This window comes from Fretibacterium sp. OH1220_COT-178, assembly GCF_003860125.1.
Lineage (GTDB): Bacteria > Synergistota > Synergistia > Synergistales > Aminobacteriaceae > CAJPSE01.
Window position 1 is genome coordinate 159,758 of the sequence record NZ_RQYL01000001.1, and the last position, 19,099, is coordinate 178,856.

Below are 19,099 nucleotides of genomic sequence, written 5' to 3' on the forward strand. Positions count from 1 at the left end.
GGCAAAACCTCCCGACCTACGGCTGTGGAGCCAAGGCAAGCATTCTCTTGTCCGTATCCTCGAACAGGGAACTCTCGTCCACACGCTGTTTCAGAAAGTCGTTCACGCTGTCCAGGTGGGAGAGGGCCCAGTCCACCCGTGCGTTGGAACCCGACTTATAAGCCCCGATGTTGATGAGATCCTCGGCCTCCGCGTAGGTGGCCAGCAGCTCTCGGATACGGCCGGCCGCCGCCAGATGCTCCGGAGAGACGACCGCCGGCATGACGCGGCTCACGCTCTCCAGCACGCTGACGGCAGGATAAAAATTGCGCGACGCAACCTTGCGGGAGAGCACGACGTGTCCGTCCAGGACGCCCCGCACCGTATCCGCGACCGGCTCATTCATGTCGTCCCCCTCGACGAGGACGGTATAGATCCCCGTGATGCTGCCCTTTTCACCGGCGCCCGCCCGTTCCAGCAGGCGGGGCAGCATCTCGAAGACCGAGGGCGTGTAGCCCCGCGTCGCCGGAGGCTCCCCGATCGCAAGCCCGATTTCGCGCTGGGCTCGGGCAACACGGGTGACGGAATCCATCATCAGAAGGACGTTCTTGCCCTCGTCCCGGAAGAACTCCGCCACGGCCGTAGCCGTCAGAGCGGCCTTCAGCCGAATCAAAGGGGGCTGATCCGAGGTCGCGACGATCAGGACCGAACGTGCCAGCCCCTCCGGTCCCAGGTCCCGCTCGATAAATTCCCGAACCTCGCGTCCGCGCTCTCCCACCAGGGAGATGACGTTGACGTCCGCCGTCGTGTAGCGGGCCATCATGCCCAGGAGCGTGCTCTTCCCAACGCCGGATCCGGCGAAAATTCCGATACGCTGCCCCGTCCCCAGGGTCAGCATCCCGTCGATGACGCGCACCCCCACGGAGAGGGGGCGCTCCACCATCTGACGCCTGAGGGGATGGGGCGGCGCGGCGTACAGAGGATAGAAATCCGTGCCCGCCACGGGCCCCTTGTCGTCCATGGGCTCCCCGAGCCCGTCGAGGATACGGCCCAACAGGGCGTCTCCCACGGCGACCTCCAGGGGATGGCTCGTCGAGATGACGTCGCAGCCGGGGCCGACCTCTCGAAGATCCCCCAGGGGCATCAACAAAACCCGATCGTCGCGGAAACCGACGACTTCGGCATCCAGACCGTGCGACCCGTCCCTGAAGCAAATATGGCACAGGTCCCCCACCCGGACGTCCGGCCCCTGGGACTCCGCGACCAACCCCACCACCTGAACCACCCGTCCGTTGATCTTGATCAGGGGCAGCTGCTCGAGCTCCGCCTCCAGAATCGGGAACAGGCCGGGACGGCTCATCATGCGTCCTCGGACACGGAGGGAGCGGGGGCCTCGGAGACGGCGCCCACCCGCTCCCGGGAATCCTTGGCCCCCTTAGCCGCGGCCTTCCTGCGGCGTCCCGTCTCCGAGGCGGGCTCAGCCGCAACGCCCTTCTTGCGGGCGGACGGCCTTTTCGTGACCTTCCCCAGCTTCTGGAACAATTTATCGAGGGTCGAATCGATCTGGCCTATCTGGGTGCGCCAGCGCGCGTCGTAGACCCCAAGACCGGTTTCCACGATGCAGCTTCCCCGATCCACGTTCGTGTCCGCCTTCAGCTCCAGGTGACGCACGCCGCGGAGGACATCCTCGAACTCCTTATCGAGATTGTCCTGAAGAAGCCCGACATCCTCCGGAGAGGCGTAGATCACCACGCTGTTCTTGTCGCTGAGCCGAGACAAAACATCCGAGAGCACCTGCAGGACGGCATCCGGCTTCAGCTCGACCTCCCGTTTCAGCATGCGCCGCAGCATGTCGAACCAGAGCCGCAACATGCGGGGCTGATTTAGGGCGACCAGCTCCGCGAAATCCTCCTCCAGGCGAGCCGCGATGGATTCCAGGAAGGACACCAGCCCCCCCAGCTTCTTGAGATAAAGGGCCTCCACCTCGACCTTGGCGACGCGCAGCCCCTCGGCGTGACCGGCCTCTCGGCCCTCGGCCTCCCCCCGAAGACGCCCCTCCGCGCAGGCCTGTGCCTCCGCATCCCGAGTCCTCGCCTCCGCGGCCCGCTCTCTTTCCGCACAATCGGCTCGGACGCGCTCTACCTCGGCCTCCAGAAAATTCCGCTCCCGGACCAGCTCCTCGGCTCGAGCCTCCGCATCGCGCAACCGATTGCGCAGATCTGCGAGCTGTTCCTGAAGTTCGTCCTCGCGCGACTTGACGGGCTCCTGAGGCGGGGACGGCTCATTCAAAGGCTGCTCCTCCTCACGAACGGGAGGAGGAGCAGCCTCGGGCTCCATTCCGATCTTGACGGCCTGGGGCAGCAAACGGACCGTTCGCAGGACCTTCTGGCGGACGCTAGACAACGAGCTCGTCCTCTCCACCGGTGGCGATGACGATCTCGCCCTGCTCCTCCAGCCCCCTGACGATGTTGACGACCTTCTGCTGGGACTCCTCGACATCCTTGACCCGGACCGGCCCCATGTAGTCCATGTCCTCCTGGAGCATCTCCGCCGCACGCTTCGACATGTTCCGGAAAAATTTCGTCCGCAGCTCCTCGGTCGCTCCCTTGAGGGCGAGCCCCAGCTCCTTCATGTCGACCTCGCGCAGGACGCGCTGCAGGGAGCGATCGTCCAGACGGATGATATCCTCGAAGACGAAGAGCCGCTTCTTGATCTCCTCCGCCAACTCGGGGTCGTTCTCCTCCAGGTATTCCATAATGTTGCGTTCGGTGGTCCGATCGGCGCTGTTCACGATGGCGACCACCGCGTCGATACCGCCCGCCATCGTGAAATCCTGTCCCATGACCGTACTCAGCTTGCGCTCGAGCACCCGTTCCACCTCCCGCAGCACCTCGGGCGTAATACGATCCATCCGGGCGACACGCTTGGCGACCTCCGCCTGCATGACGGCGGGCAATCCGCTGAGGATCATGGCGGCCTGGGGAGCCTCGAGATACGACAGGATCAGGGCGATCGTCTGAGGATGCTCGCCCTGAATAAAGCTCAGCACCTGCTGAGGATCGGTGTGGCGCATAAAATCGAACGGACGGACCTGAAGGCTTGCCGTGATGCGGGCCAGAAGATTCTGGGCCCTCTCCGGCCCCAGCGCCCGTTCCAAGACGTCGCGCGCGTAGTCCACACCGCCCCGGGCCATGAACTCGCGGGCCATCAGCACTTCCTGGGCCTCCTTCAGAACGTCGAGCTTGAGCTCGGGCGTCACCTTGCGCAGGTTGGCCACCTCGAGCGTGATCAGCTCGATGGCGGTATCGTCCAATTTCTTATAGACCTCCGCGGCGATGTCGTTTCCCAAGGCCACCATGAGGACTGCAATCTTTTCCCGGTTCGATATCGAACTGTTCGGTTTAGCCATGAGCGGGCTCCTTTATCGAAACTGCGCTAATCGTCGGAGGAAAGCCACTCGTTGACGAGATTGGCCACTTCCCCGGGATTGTTTCTGGCATAGACCTTCAACTGTTCCTCCAGAACGGCCAGTTCGCCCTGAAACGCCAGAAGGTCGGGAGAGGTCAGCATCTCCTGAATCGTGGGAACGTGCTTGCCCTCCTCCAGCTCCGATACGACGGCCCTCTGCGCCCGGCGGCGCAGCCACCAGAAGACCGCAGCAGCGGCCAGAAGCAGCATCAAAAGCGCAATCACCGACCCGGTGATCACGCGCATCATCCGCTCCTGGCGCAGCTCCGCGACCAACGCATCGGCGAACGCCGTGGAGAATTTCATGGACTTCACGACCAGGCTGTCGCCCCGCGCCTCACTGTAGCCAATGGCGGAGGAGATGACCTCCCTCAGCTCGTTCAGCCCTGCCTCGTCGAGCTCCCCGTCCACCAGAACCGACGCCGTCAGGCGCCGAACTCCTCCGGGCGTAACGACCTCGTCGCTCTTGCGCGTCGTAATTTCGTAGTTGGTCGTCGAGCTGGCCTTGTTGTACTCGCTGTTCACGTTCTGGGTGTTGATTGCGTAACCCGGAATGTTGGTCGTGGTGCCGGGGTTGGAGCCGATCGGCTGTCCCTGCCCGGTGTAGTTCTCCTCCTCGCGCTGGTTGCTTCGGGGAACCCCCTGCCCCGTCTCGGGATTGGGGGTGTATTCGACGAAGGAATGGGAGCGCTTGTCGAAATCGAGATCCACCTTGACCCGCACGACCACCTTGCCTGGCCCGAACACCTGTTCCAGCATCAGGCGGGCCTTGGACTCGAGCTCCCGCTCCCGCTGACGCTCCAGCTCCCTCTGTACCGAAGTCACGGCGCTCCGCCCGTCCGGGGGATAAATGATCATCGAGTCCGCAATCATATCCGAAAGAATGTTCCCGCCCGTATCGACGACCGTGACATCCTCCGGCTGAAGCCCGTCCACGCTGTGGGACACCAGATGAATGACGGACTTCACCTGGTTCGGCCCCAGGACGGAACCAGGACGCAGCCGCAGAAGGACCGAGGCCGTCGAGGGCTTCCGTTGTTCCAGAAACAGTCGCTGCTCCGGGATGACGACGCTGACCCTGGCGGAGTCGACGACATCCATCTGCGCGATGGTCCGCTCGAGTTCGCCCTCGATGGCCCTGATATAGGTGATGCGCTGCTGAAATTCGCTGAGCCCCATCTTGGAGTCGTCGAAGAGCTCGAACCCCTTGCTGCCGCCCTTGGGCAGGCCCTCCTGAGCCAAGGTCAACCGCGTCTCGTAGACCAGTTCTCGTGGCATCAAAATGGCGCTGGCCGCAGGATCCAAGCGATACGGGATCTTGTTTTCCCTCAGATAGGACACGATCGCCGCCTGATCCTCGACCTCCAGCCCCGCAAAAAGGGGCTCATAAGAAGTTCGGCCAGCCAGAAATACAAGCATGAACATTGCGGCTATCACCAGAAAAGCCGCAATGAATAAGGAGATGCGCTGCCACAGCTTCAAGGAGGCCCAAAACAACAAAAAGGCCGCGAACCAGCGTTTGAGGCTATCCATCGTTCCTTAAAGCTCAGCCGGCAATTCTCGACAGGGCCTGGTAGGCATCCACAAACTTATTGCGCAGCTCCATCATGAGCTTGAGAGCGATCTCAGCCCGAGAGGAGGCCATGACGACCTCCGAAATATCCTCGACATCCCCCGTAGCGAGCCTGCGCATCTTGTCGTCAGCCTCCAACTGAAGGGCATTGACCTCCTTCATGGATGCGGAAAGCAGATCTTCAAAAGAGACCCGGGGGGAAGCCGCCGTTTCAAGGCCTCTCTCCTCACCGGTACGAAAGTCCTTCGCCGACCTCGATGCCTCTTTCGCTTCCCGAGCAGCCAATCGCGTCATATCCAGCATCAAGCGCTCCAAAATAACGCCCTCCCAGTCAGAGATTTCAGCTCTGTCCTTACAACACAGCGGCGTCCACATCACGCCGTCCCACGTACGCCACGGCAAAAGAATCAAGCGAACCGCACAACGGGCAAGGACATCTGCCATTCGGCGGCATCATCCGGTCCGCTCGTCAGCACCCGTTTGTTGCAGTCGTGGGTCCGATTGATGTTTTATCAAACAAAAAACGTACTCTTCGCTGACCCATTCTCTGCAATGCACAAAGGCCGCCTCTCCCATTGAGGGCTTCCAACGGACGCAAGGCGTGAACCATCCAGAAACGTTCGTCCTCTGATTATACCGAGCTTTTTATAAGCATATCATGAAATGACCGTTGCGGGGATACGAAAAATCTCAAATTGACCCTACAGGCTCGAAATTTTCCCCGACAATCGAATTTTTCGGCCACCGATGCCATAAGCCGCAATCTTGTCGCCGACTCTTAGGCCCGGAGAGACCCGGTCGTCGGAGTCCATGCACTCCACGTCATAAAATGCTATGATTTCGAGGGTGGATGCCCCAGGCACAGACGGGATTCTCCGAGCACCACGGGGGCGCACCGCGAGTGAATCCCCGCTTTCGGCGGAAACTATATGGAGGCAAAACAGTGAACACACCACAATCTCGAAATGAAAATAAAAGAACGATCGGGAAGCATTTCGATCATGGCCTTCGGGCCTGAATTCGTTCGCGGCCTTCGGGCCACGCTGAACGAGCGGCTTCCCTGGCGCGTGGCCAAGGTGGAGGGCGGGGACGATTGGGTGGCCCTGAAGGTATCGCATGACGACAGCTGGCTGCTGATCTCCTGGGGAACCGGGACTGGGGGATGCTGCATGGCTGACGGCAGGTCCATCCTTGCCCTGAGAAAGGGGGCTCCGGCCCGGACACCCCTTGCCGAGGCCCTCAGAAGCCGATTCGTCAAGGCCGACATTGTCGCCGTCCGCCAACTCAACCGCGACCGCGTGCTGGAGTTCGAGGTCCGCCGCCGGGTGGCGGCGGGCACGGAGGTGCGATACCGCCTGGTCCTCGAGGCGACGGAACCCCAGGGGAACCTCGTCCTGCTCGACTCAGCGCGCAGGATCGAGGAGCTTGCCCGTCACGCCGCCCCCGAACGGAACCCCTACCGAACGCTTCTCCCCGGGCATTCCTATGCGCCTCCGCCGGAATTTTCGGGGACCGTACCGGAGGCCCTCGATTCGCTGGAGCCCGACGAGGTCATGAACATCGCCGGCCTCGGACGCCCCCTGTTGCGCCTGATTCGAGACCATTGGGAGGAGCGGTCCCCCGAGGCCTGGCTGTCCGCCGTCCGAGAGGCCGATTCCGATCTCCCTCTGCCCTGCCAGAGAACCGACAAGGGCTACCTGACGCGTTTTTCCGTCCCCTTCCCCGAGGCGGAACCCCTGGGATCCGATACCTTGGCCGCTGCCGAGCGGGGCGTCCTCTTCCCGCTGCTGGAGAGGGGGCGGGATCGACGGCTTCGTCAGCTGGACGCCCGCCTGAAACGGGCGGTCAAGGCAAGAGAACGCCACAAGGACGGACTGCTGAAGCAGCTGAAGGATTGCGCCGAGGCCGAGGTGCTGCGCCGAAAGGGCGAATTGCTCCTGGCGCACCTGGGGGCCGTGCCGGAGCGCGCGGAATCCGTCGTCCTGACGGACTGGGAGGGCTCGCGCCTCGAGATCGCACTGGACCCTCATCTCTCCCCCTCGCGAAACGCCGATCGCTATTTCAAAAAATATCGCAAGGCCAAAGGAGACCCCGAGGCGATCCGACAGGGCATCGCCGAGCTGGAGAGCGCCATGGAGGAGCTTGCCCAGCAGCGGGACCTCCTGGAGGCCATCGACGACCCGGAGGGCTTTGAAGAGGCCATCCGGGACATTGAAGAATGGCTGAGCCCCGAAAAGGTGCACAAAATTCAAAAACGAAGCGGCAAAGGGAAAAACGCTCTCCCTCCTCACCTGAGCTTCGAGCGGGGAGGTCTGACCGTCCTTGTGGGCCTGTCGGCGCGCGGGAACCGCTTCGTCACGTTCAAGCAAGCCAAGAGTGACGACCTCTGGCTCCACGCCCACGAGCTGCCGGGGGCTCACGTCGTCATTCGAGGGGCCAGGGGCCGGGAGGAACTGGAGACGGAGCACCGGGACGTCCTGGAGTTCGCAGCCGCCCTGGCTGCAGCGCACTCCAAGGGGAAACACGCCGGTTCCGTGCCGGTGGATTACACGGAACGCCGCTACGTCCGATCCGTCCCGGGAACGGTCGCATTGGTCACCTATACGAACCCTGGCACACTGAGGATCGAACCGGCAAATGAACAGAAGGCCTGGATATCGCAATGATCGTTGAGCTTGAACACTACAGGCTCGATATCGATGTCGAAAGGACGAGGCAGTTTTATAAAACGGCTCCCTTGTTGAGCGCAACTTGCTCCTGCAGCGGCTGCCGCAACTACGAGAAGGCAATAGACCTTCTGCCTCAGGCTGTCTTGTCGTTTTTCGAGAAATTGGGCATTGAAATGAAGAAAGTCCGAGAAGTATGTGTCCATTGCGCAAACGCCGATGACACCATATTTTACGGTGGATTTTATCATCTCTGCGGAAAGCTGCTGGAGGGCGAAAGCGCGTGGATACCCATCAATGAAAATCTTTTTCGCTTTGACGAAGACAAATTGTTCCGCATCACAAACGATTTTGGCGTTTCATTTCAAAACGACTGCGACTTGCTGGAGAGCGACTTCCCCCTTCCTGCGATACAGCTTGAAATTTCAGCGGATATGCCGTGGGTATTGTCAGAGAGAAACGATTATCCCCAAGACTCCTCACGAAGGAAACGGCAATAAACTCTTGGGACAACGAAAATCCACGCCGTATAGCCCCCAGAGTCCACCAATCATGATGGGACCATGGAGAAGAGTTTTTATCGCATGACTCCCAAGGTCGTTTCAAGTCCTCGCGCCCATTCATATACGTTTTTTTGTACGATGGCCGATTTGATTCGGAGCTATTCCGGTCGATAGGGTCAGAGAAGAGAAAAGCTAAAACCCCGCTCGTGAGCGGGGTTTTGGATTGGGTCAGATTTCTACGGAAATAAAAATGGCGGAGACGTAGAGATTCGAAACTAAAATTAAACATACTTTTAGACTACCTTTTTCAAAACACATGCAAAGTCGTTATACGGAATATTATACGGTTCTTTTCCCCTAAAAATACAGTCTCGGCATTCTCGAACTGTATCCGCATTCAGGCTGATCTCTGCTACCGTTTCAGAAAAAACAAATCCGGCGGCAAGTCTCCGCCCATCACGTAGACCAGGTGAGACCGAGCCGCGGCGGCATCGTAAACCGCATCGACGTACTCGGTTCGGCTTCGGATCAGTGCCCGTTTCGCATCCAGGACATCGATGTTCGATCCCAATCGGGCCTCGTAACGGCGAAAGGCCATCCGATAATCCTCCCGTGCCGTCGTCACCTGTTTTTTCGCCAGCTCGAAAGATTTATCCGTTTTCAATAAGCTTCTTCATAAAGGCGAAGCACATCGTCCTTATCATATTTTCTGGGGTTGGGGCGTCCGATCGCCTCCTCCATCGCCCGCTCCGCCAAAAGCGAAAGGTCCTCCCGGCGTACTCCGAGCTCTTTCAGCCCCTTCGGGAGCCCCAACGTTCGATTGAGCTCGAAAAGCATCTTGAGTCCCGTCTCTGCATTATCGCGTTCGGTCCTCCAGGATCGTCCCACCCCCAAGGCAATGGCGATATCGGAGAATCTGCCGAGCGTCTCGAAGGCCAGGTTGAAGCGGCAGACCACCGGCAGCAGCAGCGCGTTGCAGAGCCCGTGGGGAAGGTTGTAATGGCCCCCCAAGGGATGGGACATGGCATGTACCAGCCCCAGCCCCGCGTTGTTGAAGGCTGTGCCCGCCAAAAAACTGGCACAGCACATTTTTTCTCGAGCAACCATGTCCGTACCGTCCTTGACCGCCGCAGGTAAGTTCTGCGCCACAAGCTGTATGGCCTTCCAGGCCTGGGCATCCGTAACAGGCGTAGCCTCCCGGGAGACATAAGCCTCCACGGCATGGGTCATGGCATCCATGCCTGTTGCGGCGGTGAGAGCCGGAGGCATTGACATCATCATCTCCGGGTCGTTGATGGAGACATCGGGAGTCAGACGTCGATCGACAAGGGTTAACTTACTGTGGTCGGCATCGGAAATTACGGCAAACCGAGTCACCTCGCTTCCAGACCCCGACGTCGTCGAGACCGCTATAAAGGGCGGAAGATCTTCATTTACCTTGTCCTCGCCTTCATACTGGGCAATTCTCCCTCCGTTGCTCACCAGCAGTCCGATACCCTTGGCGGCATCCAGAGCACTGCCGCCACCCACCGCAACCAACAAGTCGCAGCCGGACGCCCGGTAGAGCTCAACTCCTTTCTCGACGGCTTCTATCGTAGGGTTGGGCATGACCTGACAAAAAAGGACGGTCTCGACTTGTGCATCTTTCAGAATGGAGGCGGCAAGCCCCGCCTGAGCTTCCCCTACCCCCCCGGACGAGGCGACCACAAAGGCCCGGCGGGCACGATACATGGCGGCCTCTCGACCCATTGTCTTGATGCAGCCACGCCCAATCAAGTTGACGGGAGGCACCATGTGGATCCTCATAAGTTTTTCCTCCTTGCCTTGCTCGCTTGTATCTGCAGAGCAGATAAGTTCTCGAAATTTTTTCTATCCCGAGGTTCGTCCTGTTCTAAAAAAACGGGCTGTAGTATTATATGGGTGTTACAATAAAGGTTTCAGGCGAAAACTCTCCCGGGAGGTGCCGTTTGTGAGCTCTGACAACAAAGAACGCATCATTCAGGAATACGTCCCCGGAAAACAGGTCACCCTGGCCCACATGATCTGCCACCCCAAACCGGAATTGTGCACCCTGATCGGAGTGGAGAGCTCCGGTGCCATAGGCATCATGACCATTACCCCAGGGGAGGGAGCCATCATCGCGGCGGACATCGCATCAAAAGCCGGGGCTGTGACCATGGACTTCATCGACCGATTCACCGGCTGCATCCTCTTCACCGGAGACGTGGGGGCGGTCGAGAGTTCATTGATAACGACGGTCCGCACCCTGAACGAGGTTCTGGGCTTCTTCAAAGCCCCCATCACCCGCACATGAAGCGCGTGATGGTGGTGGGACAGACCGGCGCCGGAAAAACCACCCTTCTGAAGGCTTTGGGCGTTTGGGAGGGGCGTGTCCGCAAGACCGAAGCTGTGGCCTACGGACCGCAGTGTATCGATACCCCCGGGGAATTTTTCGATATCCCCATGTTTTTTCACGTGCTGATCCAGGCCTCCGTCAAGGCCGCCATCATCCTTTTCCTGATGGACCCCCTTCGGCCCAAGCACGTCGTGCCCAATTTTTCCCGCGCCCTGCGCGCCCCCGTTATCGGCGTCGTCAGCAAAGCGGACGCCGCCGCTCCCGAGGCGATCGAAACGGCTGTCCAGGGACTGCGCGAATCCGGGGTCTCGGAGGTCTACGTCGTCTCCTCCGAGACGGGAGAGGGCTTGGCTGCCCTGAGCGAACGCATCCACGAACTCCGGCAGGAGAAGAACGGCCCGACGGCCAGGGGGAAATAGCCCCACGCCTTTTTCGTCTTACGAACCTCAAAGGAGGGCGGAGACCAGGGCTTTGTGCGGCGCCGCAATCACCACGGCGCTGGCAATCCCGCCCTCCGTCCCGAGCTGACGGCGGCACGCCTCCACCGAGCTCTCCACGCTCCCCAAGTCCCCGGTCAGGAGAAGAATTCCCTTTCCGCCCAACCCCCGGGCCAGACGAATCTCCAGCAAGCGGACGTTCGCGGCCTTGGCCGCGATATCGCCGGCCCGGACGGCAGCCACGGCACAGATCGTCTCCACGACTCCTAGGGATCGCACATCCTCCCATTCCGACGTGGCCGTAAGGGCCGGGACGACGGACGGATGGACGTTGGGCAACACATGAGCGTCCAGAGCGAAGATCCCGCCCGTTCCCTCTCCCTTGGCGATCGCCGTCCTGACGGCATCCACCTCGCCCGTGACGAGGGTGATGTACTTTCCCGGACAGATGGGGGAGGAGAAGACCAGCCGCACCTCGGAGGCCTTCAGCATGGCGTCCGTCGCCTCCATCCCCACAGGCGTCGTATTGAACTCAATCAGGCCTATCGCCTTGCTCATGCGGCATCCCCCCATTTTCCATCCGAGGCCCGCGCCTCGATCACGATCCTGTCCCGCTCCACCGCCGTCACCATCCCGGCCAGGGGCGTATGCAGGTCGGCCGAGACAGGGCCTTCACCCCCAGCGACACGCTGCCCCCGTTCCACCCGATCTCCCACCCCGACGAGGGGAACCGATGGAGCACCAATATGCTGTTTCAGCATCAGGGTCACGCTCCTGGGCCAAAGGCAAGGAGCCTCAACGAGAGGCGCCGGCCTGACGTAGGAGGCCAGCCCCAGCCGATGCACGAGCTTGGCGGCGGAAAACGCCCGCAGCCCGCGGAACGGATGGGGCTCCTTAGGCCGGGCCGCGTGGGGGTTCTTGATCCCGGCGGCGGCCATCCGCCCCTTCAACTCCCGGTTCAGCCTCCAGGGCTGGAGTCCCATGACGCAGGCGACCTCGCACATGCCGCACTCGCAGCAGAGAAAGGCCTCCGTGGCCGAGGCATCGCGCTCGCAGGTGCTGTTGAAGGAGGCCAGACGCATCAGCTTGTCGGGATGCAGGGAGTGTCCCAACAGGTAGCGGGGACACAGCTCCGTGCAGAGCATGCAGTGGCAGCAGGCTGTCCGGGCCAGGCGCATCATCTCCTTCATGGAGCGCCCCTTCGAGACGATCAAGGGATGATCGTGGGGCAGCACCAACAGCCCCTTCGTGGTCTTGGTGACGGGCATCTCCCAGGAGGAGACCGGCTTGCCCATCATGGGGCCGCCCTCAATGAGACACGCATCCGGAACCGACGCCCCGCCACAGGCCTCGATCACCGAGGAAAAGGGCACTCCGATGGGGACCCTGAGCGTCCTCGGATCCCGTACCGCGCCGCAGACCGTCAGGTATTTTTCCGTCACCGGAACGCCATCCAACGCCCTTTCGACGTTCAGCAGGGTCTCCACGTTCAGGACGATCGTATCCACGGCCATCGGAATTCCCCCCTCCGGGACGATGCGCTTCAAAGCCTCGCATACCAGGACCTGTTCGTCCCCCGCAGGATAGATGTTCGGCAGGACGTGAAGCACCATACGGGGATGGGCCGAGAGCAAGGACTCGATACGGGCAAGGGCGTCATGGTATTTCCCCTTGAAGGCGAGCACGGCTTTTTTTGCTCCCGTCAGGTCCAGCAGCGCCTCCATGCCGCGCAGCAGGGCCTCCGTATGGACCGCGGCCAACTGCTGATCGACCTGAAGCAGGGGTTCGCACTCCGCCCCATTCAGGACGATGAACTCGCAGGGACGGGCAAACTTGACGTGGGTGGGAAATCCCGCCCCGCCCGCGCCGATGATTCCTGCCGCCCTGATTTTCTCGAGAACGTCGCTCATAGAGCCCTCCCCCCTCTATCCTCCGAAGACGAGCGTCTTGATCACTACGGGTATCACCCTCCCCTTTGCAAGAGGAGAGCCCATATCGATGTAGTCCCCGTTGTCCACGGAGACCCCGTCGATACAGACCAGCTTCTTCAAGGCGCCGAGACGGTTACCCAGCGCAAACCCCAGTGCCTTTGCCATGTCGTTCTCCACGATCACGATGACCAGATCCTGATGCTCCAGATATTCCGAGAGTCCGGCAATGAGCTGCGATGCATATCCCTGAACCTGATCGAAGGAGGGGCTGTGTATTCCTCGAAAGGAGATGCCCACGGGCTGAGTGGGGTTGCCGTCGGTGTACCAGCGAAGTTTTCGCGCCAATGCATCGGACAGTCCCCCCTTTTCGTCGTCCTGCGTCAGTTTAAGGACAGGGATATTCCGCAGCGGGAACAGGGAGGTGTCCGAAAAGCCGATGGTGCTGCCGCTGATGTCCATCGAGTGGCTTCCAGCCCCGACCACGGTGGCCCGTATGGTCTCCTCCGCCGGAACCCGAGTCAACGTCCGACACAGCTGTGTCCGGGCGACGGACTGCCCCAGCAGGACCCCGATATCGCCGTAGGCGAAGAGCCCCCCCTCGGGGACCTTGTCGATACAATCCGCGACCCCCCCGGAGAAGGAGACACCCTTCGCCTGAGGCGGGGCACGGAAATCGTGGGCCGTCAGCACCCGCTCCAGGAACGGCGTCCGCTCCCTCAGGCCCATGAGCTCGTCGAAGAACTCCGCCATGCGGTCGGTCAGTTTCGTGAGGTCCTCCACCGAGGCCGCGCGCCCCACGGCGATGGGCAGCCCCATCGCATCGGCCAGCGCCGCGATCCCGGGCGCCACGTATTCCACGACGCGCGTTCCGGGGTCGAGCCTCACGAGGCGGCCCCCGATGTCGAGGCAGGTGGTGTCGACGACGTCCCCCTCCCGGAAGAGGACGACATTCGTCGTCCCCCCACCGATGTCGAAGTTGGCCACCGCCATGTGCTCCCTTTTCGAGAAGCTCCCGGCCCCGGCCCCCTTGCCCGCGAGGATGGACTCCAGATCGGAGCCCGCCGTCGCGACCACGAAGTTGCCCGCCAGGCCGCTGAGGCTTTGGAGCACCGTCTCGGCGTTCTCCTTGCGGGCCGTCTCCCCGGTGATGATGACGGCGCCCGCCGAGATCGCGCTCCGGTCGACCCCGGCACGCGCGTACTCCCGCTCCACAATGCGCCGTACCCCCTCGGCGTCGATCGCCGTGGGGGAGAGAAGCGGCGTGAAGTGGATGTCGCTTCGGAAGACCACCTTTTTGTCCACCACCGTGATGCGCGGGATCGCGGCCACGCTCGCCACGTTCTCGATCGTGAGCGAGCTGAACACGAGCTGCGTTGTGGACGTCCCGATGTCGATGCCGACGCTGAGCACGGTCTCGGCCATGAAAAAACCTCCTCTGCGTATTCCCCTCAGTCCTTGCCCACGGTCACCCCATACTGCCGGTCATACCCCTCGGGCAGATGCCGGTACATCAGGACATAGATCGTGCTGCTGAGGCGATTCAACGCCCGGATCACGTCCGTCCGATCCACCCCGCCGGGACGCTCGAAGGCCCGGAACGCGGCCAATTCGACCTCACGGACCTGAGCGCGCAGGCGGTTGAGGCCGATGCAGCAGCGTCCCATCGAATAGTGGGCACGGATATGCCCCAGGCCGAAATGTTTCCTCGGGTTGTGGGACATGGAGCGCAGCTCGTCGAGCGAGAACCCCAGAAGGTTCTCGTCCTCCAGCGGTTTCTCGGTCACCTCGAAGGTCAGGATGCGCCGGACGAACTCCAGGATCTCCTCGAGCTCCTCCGCCAAGGCCGTATTGTCCTGCTCCGCGGCCAGCCCTTGAACCTCCAGGATACCCGCCTGAAGGCTGTCCATCTTGCCCCGAAAGGCGATGCGCGGGTGTCCCTTGGTCACCAGGACATTGGCGTGCAGGTGGGTCAGATGCTCCGGCTTCTTGGAAAACATCCCGCCGTCCGGCCCCACAAATCGCGGTTTGAAGGGCTCCTGCTCCTGCCGAACCTCCTCTTCCTTCTTCCCCGATTCGATGTTTGGAGCAGCTTCGGAAGGAGCTCGGGAGGTCGGCTCACCCTTTTCTTTGATGATCAGCTCAATCCTGCGATCGCTCAGGAACTGACGTGCCGAGGGTGTCACGAGAGTATCCGGTTCTATAGTATAGCTTTTGATCTCCTTCCACCCCAGCTCCTCCCGAAGTTCCCGCTCCGTCAGTGCTTTCATGAGGAAGGATCCCCCCTTTGCCCGAAGATACGATGCGCGGAACATCCCCCTCTGAAATCGGGGTGAAAAAGAGGAGACCGCGCCCTTCCCATTTATTGGGAAGCCCAGTTCGCGGGATAGGTGACGTACATGAACCGGGCGAACGACGGTGCCCGGAAGGTGATCGAGGAGTCGGCCGGAATGTAAATGGCGTCGCCCTTGTTCCCCGTAACGGTCTGCCCGTCGATGAGGATCTCAAGCGTTCCGTCGATGATGTAATCCACCTCGTCATAGCGGAGCGTCCAGTCGAACGCCGTCGCCTCCATCTCCATCACCCCGCAGCCCAGCCGGGGACTTTCCTCCAAGGTCAGAATATCAATAAGGCGTACTTTATCCCCTTCCTTGCCCGTATCGAATTTCTCCGGCCGGACGGTCGGAAGTTTGACCGATATCGCCCCGGCAGGCACCCGGCGTTTTTCAAAGGAGGCCCCACACGGTGCCGAATCCGTCTGCGCGCCGCCCAGGATGTCCTGAACGGCCTTGCGCACCATCTGTTCCAAATCCTTCTTGTCCATAGCTTACCGTCCTTTCGGCCTTTTCCACGAAGGAGGTCAGGCGTCCATCGAGATGTTCTGGGGGGTAACCTTGCACGCCAGCACCACGGCCGTGATGCCTGCCACCAGCTTGCCGACGATCATGGCCAGGATGAGCCCACGCTCGACTCCGGCCGTAAAGCCGAGGTGATCCCCAAAGACAAAAGCTGCGCTGACCGCGAAGGCCACGTTGATGACCTTACCGCGCTCGTCCATATCCTTCATCATCGTGAAGGTGGGGATGTTGTTCGCCAGAGTCGCGACCATCCCGGCGGCCGCAATGTCGCCCATCCCCAATTTTTTGCCGAAGGCAAGCAGAGGTGCCTTGAAGACCTTGGTGATGAAGGTCACCATAGGGAAGGCTCCGGCCAAAACGATGGCGATACTGCCGATGACCGCATAGGACTCGGTCAGGGGGGCCAGGGCATAGGGAGACCCCTCAGCAAAGAACCGGAAGGGTGAAAGGGCCTCGACGATCCCCATGGCCAACCCGATCGTGATCAGGGCAACGACGATCTTGCCAAAGACAGAGAACCCCTTGATCATGGCCGACGGGATGAATTTGAGCCCGGCCGCAATCAGGACGGACACGATCAGGACGGGGACGATGTTCAGGAGCAGGGTGGTGACACCGAATCCCTCGCCCAGCATCAAGAGCCCTCCGGCCAGGCAGCCCAGCGGAATCGTGACCATACCGATCAGGATGCCCCGGGCGAGCGCCGGATGGTCCTTTTTGTCGATGATCCCCAGGGCGACGGGGATTGAGAAGACGATGGTGGGGCCCATCATGCCCCCCAGGATGATGCCGGCGAAGCGGCCGATCTGCGGGTGGGCCGCCATCTGCATGGCCAGCGGGTAGCCGCCCATATCGCAGGCCAGAAGCGTCGTCGCAAACATTGCCGGATCCGCACCAACGGCTTGATAGAGAGGGACTATAACCGGTTTGAGCACTGCGGCAAGGAAGGGGGCCAGGGTGATGACACCGCCCATGGCGAGCATGAGCGACCCCATGGCCATGAACCCTTCCTCGAACTTTTCGCCGAAGCCGAGGCGGTTTCCCAGAAAGGCCTTATCCAGAGCGCCCAGAACCATGAATCCCGTCATGACGTAAAGAATGATGTCGTTAATCCCCATACGGCTGACCTCCCAAACAAAATTTTCGACGCGGGGTCAAGGCCCCGATACTTGTGTTGCAGTTTGTTCTAAAGTTCGAATTCCAGCAGGTTGGCATCGACCTCCACCGTGTCGATAATCCCCACGATGACGGCGTCCACCGGGACATCCTTGCGGTCGAAGAGCATCCGGGCCGAGCTGCCCTGACTGATCAGAACGTTATCGCCGATCCCTGCCCCTGCCGAGTCCACGGCAACAAAGGTCTCATCCTTCGATCCCCGAACGGGATGGACGACGAAAAATTTCATCCCGTTCAGGCTCTCGTCCTTCTTGGTCGCCCAGACGTGCCCGATGACCTTGGCGATAATCACGGTCTCGCCCCCGAAACACGGGTCACCCGAACTCCCAGCAGGCGCAGGTGATCCATGGCAAGCGGCGTGATGACTGCACGTTCCGCCACGAGTACCTCCGAACCACCCGCCTTAAAAGCCTCTTTGACCTCCCTTTCGGAAAGCAACTTTTTATCCGAGAGATCCAGGGTCCCCGCCCCCGACTTCGAGGAGGGCGTTTCCTCCCTGGCTGCGGAGGGCTCGTTCCCCATCTGCCCGGAGGGTGCAGGCTCCTCGGAGAAGAAGGCGACGCCGAAGGCGGTCAGTTTCTTCCGGCATTCCTCGTAATGACGCCTCAGAGGGGATCCGGGTTTCAGGGCCTCGAGCCAGTCGAGCCCGCGTTCGGACGCGTAGACGGGAACCCCGGTCAGCAATGCCCCTACAATCAGATTGGACTCCATCCCGTACTGCATTCCCAACGACGCCAACACCAGCTGGTTCGCCGGCAGGGAGGGGATGACAACCCCCTCGTAGCGCGAATAATCGGGGAGTCCGTTGTCGAAATTATCCCAGTACTCCAGTTCCGGCCACTGACAGGACAGCCGTCCCGGCCCCGCCGCAAGCCAGGGTTTGCCCTTCTTGACCTCGGCGTTTTCCGGACTCTCCACCTTCGGCCCCTCCAGGACCTCCAGACGCCGCATCAGCTCCTGCGTTACTCTCTCAATCAAAAGCTCCTGATCCATTAGGAATCACTTCTTTCTAAGAATCACTTCTTTCATGATGTGCCGGACACGCCTCGCGCGATTCCCGCAGGGGTAACGAGGAACGGGTGTGGAGGGACGAAGGACGGAATCCCGGTCTCCTGCTCGAAGACCCGTTCGATCCCCGCCAATGAGCAGGTCCCGCCGACGAGGTGAAGCACCTTGACATCATGTCCCTTCACGGCACGCCCGACGATGGAGGCCATCTTCTGCAGCACGGGCTTGACCACCGGCAAGAGCACCCGGTGTTCCCGTGGGTTCCGCTTGAGAACCTCCGCCTCCTCGATAGGGATCCCTCGATTCCCCGCGATGACAAGGGAGATGTGGATACCCCCTGTGGGTTCGTCCGCAGTCGATACGACAACGCCATCCCGCAGGACGGATATCCCCGTCGTCCCGCCGCCGATATCGACGATCGCCCCGTCCCGAACCCCCAGCACGGCGTTGGCCGCCGTGGGCTCGTCCAGAACCGTGACGACCTCCAGCCCCGCGCTCTCCGCGACGTAGCCGTGGGCCGCACGGTCGCGGCTTCCCGTCCCCGGCGGCACCGCGATGGCCGTATGTGTGAGCTCGCGATTCAGAAGCGCCTCCAGGCGGTCCTTCAGTCTCCCGACGATGGTGCGTGCCCCTGCGAAATCCACTACCAGACCGTCCCGGACGACGGAGCACTCCTCCATCTCCCATGTCAGCGGCCGTCCCTCCCCGTCCAAGACCACCAGAACGATGGATGCCGTCCCCAGATCCAGCCCTACCCTGAGAGGCGTTTCCTCTCCCAGGGGCACAGAACATGCACGACACCCCATCAGGGACTCCAGAAACGTATGGGCCCCTTCGGAGATCCCGACACTCATGGGTTCATCCCCTCCGCAGGGGGTATCAACCGCATTTAAACGGAGGTCCCCTCACAGCCTCCGGAAGGGGCCGCCGCCCCCTCATCCGTTTCGAGCCTGGGCAGGATGAACTCGACGTCCCCGTGCGGGCGCGGGATCACGTGTACCGAGACCAGCTCGCCGACCTTACCGGCCGCCGCAGCTCCCGCATCCGTCGCCGCCTTCACGGCTCCGACATCGCCGCGAACCATCACGGTCACCAGACCGCCGCCCACGTGCACCTTGCCGATCAGGACCACGTTCGCCGCCTTCAC

The 19,099-nt window shown here is 61.3% G+C and carries 21 protein-coding genes; 4 read left to right on the plus strand and 17 right to left on the minus strand.

Annotated features, from left to right (window positions below):
• Positions 1 to 16: 16 nt before the first annotated feature.
• From fliI to fliE, 5 genes are read right to left on the minus strand one after another with little or no spacing between them, the layout of a single operon-like run.
• Positions 17 to 1,339: a flagellar protein export ATPase FliI gene (fliI, locus tag EII26_RS00775; RefSeq protein WP_446718746.1), complete on the minus strand. Its 1,323-nt coding sequence runs from the start codon at positions 1,337 to 1,339 to the stop codon at positions 17 to 19.
• On the minus strand, positions 1,339 to 2,400 hold the full coding sequence (locus EII26_RS00780) for a FliH/SctL family protein (protein ID WP_233572521.1): 1,062 nt from the start codon (positions 2,398 to 2,400) through the stop codon (positions 1,339 to 1,341). The genes fliI and EII26_RS00780 overlap by 1 nt, the downstream gene beginning before the upstream one ends.
• Positions 2,375 to 3,388, minus strand: coding sequence for a flagellar motor switch protein FliG (fliG, locus tag EII26_RS00785; RefSeq protein WP_124887228.1), 1,014 nt, complete (start codon positions 3,386 to 3,388; stop codon positions 2,375 to 2,377). The genes EII26_RS00780 and fliG overlap by 26 nt, the downstream gene beginning before the upstream one ends.
• Positions 3,389 to 3,414: 26 nt before the next feature.
• Positions 3,415 to 4,980 (minus strand): flagellar basal-body MS-ring/collar protein FliF, encoded by a 1,566-nt coding sequence (gene fliF, locus EII26_RS00790; RefSeq protein WP_124887229.1) that lies wholly within the window; start codon positions 4,978 to 4,980, stop codon positions 3,415 to 3,417.
• Positions 4,981 to 4,993: 13 nt separating this feature from the next.
• Positions 4,994 to 5,464 carry a flagellar hook-basal body complex protein FliE gene (gene fliE, locus EII26_RS00795; RefSeq protein ID WP_233572522.1) on the minus strand — a complete coding sequence of 157 codons (471 nt, stop codon included), beginning with the start codon at positions 5,462 to 5,464 and terminating at the stop codon, positions 4,994 to 4,996.
• Between the two features lie 557 nt (positions 5,465 to 6,021).
• Between fliE and EII26_RS00800 the strand changes: the two genes are divergently transcribed.
• Both EII26_RS00800 and EII26_RS00805 read left to right on the plus strand, forming a co-directional pair.
• Positions 6,022 to 7,686, plus strand: a complete 1,665-nt coding sequence (locus tag EII26_RS00800; RefSeq protein WP_158612072.1) for an NFACT family protein — start codon at positions 6,022 to 6,024, stop codon at positions 7,684 to 7,686.
• Positions 7,683 to 8,186 carry a hypothetical protein gene (locus EII26_RS00805; protein ID WP_124887231.1) on the plus strand — a complete coding sequence of 168 codons (504 nt, stop codon included), beginning with the start codon at positions 7,683 to 7,685 and terminating at the stop codon, positions 8,184 to 8,186. The genes EII26_RS00800 and EII26_RS00805 overlap by 4 nt, the downstream gene beginning before the upstream one ends.
• Before the next feature lie 415 nt (positions 8,187 to 8,601).
• Here EII26_RS00805 and EII26_RS00810 read toward each other — a convergent pair whose 3' ends face one another.
• Both EII26_RS00810 and EII26_RS00815 read right to left on the minus strand, forming a co-directional pair.
• On the minus strand, positions 8,602 to 8,853 hold the full coding sequence (locus EII26_RS00810; protein WP_124887232.1) for a TolC family protein: 252 nt from the start codon (positions 8,851 to 8,853) through the stop codon (positions 8,602 to 8,604).
• Positions 8,850 to 9,995 (minus strand): iron-containing alcohol dehydrogenase, encoded by a 1,146-nt coding sequence (locus tag EII26_RS00815; protein ID WP_124887233.1) that lies wholly within the window; start codon positions 9,993 to 9,995, stop codon positions 8,850 to 8,852. Before EII26_RS00815 ends, EII26_RS00810 begins: the two co-directional genes overlap by 4 nt.
• Before the next feature lie 163 nt (positions 9,996 to 10,158).
• Between EII26_RS00815 and eutS the strand changes: the two genes are divergently transcribed.
• Both eutS and EII26_RS00825 read left to right on the plus strand, forming a co-directional pair.
• A complete protein-coding gene (gene eutS, locus EII26_RS00820) occupies positions 10,159 to 10,503 on the plus strand; it encodes an ethanolamine utilization microcompartment protein EutS (RefSeq protein ID WP_124887234.1) in 345 nt (114 codons plus the stop codon).
• Positions 10,500 to 10,964, plus strand: coding sequence for a EutP/PduV family microcompartment system protein (locus EII26_RS00825; RefSeq protein WP_124887235.1), 465 nt, complete (start codon positions 10,500 to 10,502; stop codon positions 10,962 to 10,964). The genes eutS and EII26_RS00825 overlap by 4 nt, the downstream gene beginning before the upstream one ends.
• 27 nt (positions 10,965 to 10,991) lie before the next feature.
• Here EII26_RS00825 and EII26_RS00830 read toward each other — a convergent pair whose 3' ends face one another.
• The 10 genes from EII26_RS00830 to EII26_RS00875 form a co-directional block, all read right to left on the minus strand.
• Positions 10,992 to 11,540, minus strand: coding sequence for a BMC domain-containing protein (locus tag EII26_RS00830; RefSeq protein ID WP_124887236.1), 549 nt, complete (start codon positions 11,538 to 11,540; stop codon positions 10,992 to 10,994).
• Entirely contained in the window at positions 11,537 to 12,892 is a 1,356-nt protein-coding gene (locus EII26_RS00835; RefSeq protein ID WP_124887237.1) for a 4Fe-4S dicluster domain-containing protein, read from the minus strand. The genes EII26_RS00830 and EII26_RS00835 overlap by 4 nt, the downstream gene beginning before the upstream one ends.
• A gap of 15 nt (positions 12,893 to 12,907) precedes the next feature.
• Entirely contained in the window at positions 12,908 to 14,335 is a 1,428-nt protein-coding gene (gene eutA / locus EII26_RS00840) for an ethanolamine ammonia-lyase reactivating factor EutA (RefSeq protein WP_124887238.1), read from the minus strand.
• Positions 14,336 to 14,361: 26 nt separating this feature from the next.
• Positions 14,362 to 15,180, minus strand: coding sequence for a cobalamin adenosyltransferase (locus tag EII26_RS00845; RefSeq protein WP_124887239.1), 819 nt, complete (start codon positions 15,178 to 15,180; stop codon positions 14,362 to 14,364).
• Between the two features lie 92 nt (positions 15,181 to 15,272).
• Positions 15,273 to 15,734, minus strand: coding sequence for a cupin domain-containing protein (locus EII26_RS00850; protein WP_124887240.1), 462 nt, complete (start codon positions 15,732 to 15,734; stop codon positions 15,273 to 15,275).
• Between the two features lie 36 nt (positions 15,735 to 15,770).
• Complete coding sequence (locus tag EII26_RS00855) at positions 15,771 to 16,886, minus strand: ethanolamine utilization protein EutH (RefSeq protein ID WP_124887241.1); 1,116 nt, start codon at positions 16,884 to 16,886, stop codon at positions 15,771 to 15,773.
• A 68-nt stretch (positions 16,887 to 16,954) separates the two neighbouring features.
• Positions 16,955 to 17,236, minus strand: a complete 282-nt coding sequence (locus EII26_RS00860) for a EutN/CcmL family microcompartment protein (RefSeq protein ID WP_124887242.1) — start codon at positions 17,234 to 17,236, stop codon at positions 16,955 to 16,957.
• Positions 17,233 to 17,922, minus strand: a complete 690-nt coding sequence (locus EII26_RS00865; protein ID WP_124887243.1) for a hypothetical protein — start codon at positions 17,920 to 17,922, stop codon at positions 17,233 to 17,235. Before EII26_RS00865 ends, EII26_RS00860 begins: the two co-directional genes overlap by 4 nt.
• 47 nt (positions 17,923 to 17,969) lie before the next feature.
• On the minus strand, positions 17,970 to 18,806 hold the full coding sequence (gene eutJ / locus EII26_RS00870; protein WP_124887244.1) for an ethanolamine utilization protein EutJ: 837 nt from the start codon (positions 18,804 to 18,806) through the stop codon (positions 17,970 to 17,972).
• A gap of 35 nt (positions 18,807 to 18,841) precedes the next feature.
• On the minus strand, positions 18,842 to 19,099 hold a 258-nt coding region (locus EII26_RS00875), incomplete at its 5' end, for a BMC domain-containing protein (protein WP_124887245.1).